This window comes from Alcanivorax sp. HI0083 (assembly GCF_001635175.1).
In genome coordinates this window covers 1-847 of record NZ_LWFX01000106.1, presented here as the reverse complement: position 1 = coordinate 847, position 847 = coordinate 1, and the positions used below count along the sequence as shown (strand labels likewise).

General features: G+C 61.0%; 1 protein-coding gene and 1 pseudogene. Both read right to left on the bottom strand.

What is annotated here, in order from left to right:
- Positions 1 to 374 (bottom strand): annotated as a pseudogene (locus tag A3754_RS01155) (rhomboid family intramembrane serine protease); the annotation flags it as partial.
- The coding region (locus A3754_RS01150; protein ID WP_197468352.1) for an aminopeptidase at positions 365 to 847 on the bottom strand (483 nt) is incomplete at its 5' end. The pseudogene A3754_RS01155 and the gene A3754_RS01150, both read right to left, overlap by 10 nt.

Below are 847 nucleotides of genomic sequence, written 5' to 3'. Positions count from 1 at the left end.
AGCCCTTCCACCACCCGGGGAAACAGGAAGGCATTATAGATACAGTAGCCGATCACATAGGTCGATAGATACACCACCGCACAGGCAATCAGAATGCCCCGCGTCACCCAGCCCATGCTGGCAAACCAGCCACCGGACAACAGCGGTTGCGGACGCCCGGTTAGCGGCTCCACCGGCTGGCGATGCTGCTGGTGGCGCAGGTCGTTGATCAATTCCTGCAGCAAGGCGTGGGCATGCTCATACTGCGCCGGGTTTTGCAGCTCAATGATGTGCTGCCCGTCGGCTTCCCGGCGGTCGACAGCAAAGCCATTACGCCGCAGGGTTTTCACAAACAGGTCCGCCAGTTCCGGCTGCGGCGTGCGAATCAGTTCCATGCAAGCCCCTCCAGGGCATCGGTACGTTGAGCCAGTGTTAGCGCCACCAAATTGTCCACCTGCTGCCAGAAGCAGCCCCAGTCCCGCTGACACTGATCCAGCAGGCGGGCAAAGGCCGGCACATAATCGTTATAGTCGCTGACCCCGTTAAGACGGGCATTGTTCAATCGCCCATCAAAGAAACCGGCGTAGGCTTTCAGGGCCGGCTGCGCCTGGCTGTCACGGGCAAAACGGTCGCGGGCCTGTTGCAGGATACGGGTTTTCTCCCGGGCCAGCGCGTCGGCATCCTGCGCTGACGCATACAGTTCCTTCAGCGCCGCACGCGTCGCCTGCACAATGGCCATAAAGGCATCCTGCACCTGTTCACGCTGCTGCCAGTAAGCGGCGGATAACGGCTCACCACTATGGGCGAAGTAATCCACTGCCCCTTCCCGGCCGACCAGGGTCGCCAGGGACTCATTGAAACGGGTGTC